The organism is Oleiphilus sp. HI0066, assembly GCF_001635725.1.
Window position 1 is genome coordinate 1 of sequence record NZ_LWFH01001740.1, and the last position, 849, is coordinate 849.

Here is an 849-nt window from a genome sequence, read left to right on the forward strand (position 1 = left end):
CTTCGAAGGTAGTGAAGGTGTCATTGTTATCGCTGCGACGAACCGTCCTGACGTTCTCGATCCAGCGCTGTTACGCCCAGGTCGTTTCGACCGACAGGTTGTAGTTGGCTTGCCTGACATTCTTGGTCGTGAACAAATACTTAAAGTGCACATGAAGAAAGTCCCTCTAGGTGACGACGTGGATGCAGCAGTTATGGCGCGTGGTACTCCGGGCTTCTCTGGTGCAGATTTGGCCAACCTTGTAAATGAAGCTTCTCTGTTTGCGGCGCGTGCGAACAAGCGTACTGTTGGTATGGTTGAGTTTGAGTTGGCTAAAGACAAGATCATGATGGGCGCTGAGCGTAAATCGATGGTTATGTCTGACAAAGAAAAGCTAAATACTGCTTATCATGAAGCGGGACACGCGATTGTAGGTCGCCTCATGCCGGAGCATGATCCAGTCTACAAGGTGAGTATTATTCCTCGCGGGCGAGCGCTTGGTGTGACGATGTTCTTGCCAGAAGAAGACCGTTATAGCATGAGTCGTCAGCACTTGATCAGCAACATTTGCTCTTTGTACGGCGGTCGTATTGCTGAGGAAATGACGCTTGGTCCAGAAGGTGTTACGACAGGTGCGTCAAACGATATTGAGCGTGCAACAGATATTGCGCGTAACATGGTAACGAAGTGGGGCTTGTCAGCGAAGCTTGGTCCCTTGAAGTACGACGAAGCGCAAGAAGAGGTGTTCCTCGGCAAATCTGCAGGCGGGTCTACTTCTCATGTTTCAGGTTCGACGCAGGCCAGTATCGATGAGGAAGTCCGTTCAATCGTTGACCAGTGTTATTCGACGGCGCAGCGAGTCTTAGAAGA

At 50.5% G+C, this 849-nt stretch carries 1 protein-coding gene; it reads left to right on the top strand.

Going from position 1 to position 849, the window contains the following annotated elements; all coding sequences use genetic code 11:
- On the top strand, window positions 1–849 hold an 849-nt coding region (locus A3738_RS27140), incomplete at both ends, for an ATP-dependent metallopeptidase FtsH/Yme1/Tma family protein (RefSeq protein WP_156504534.1).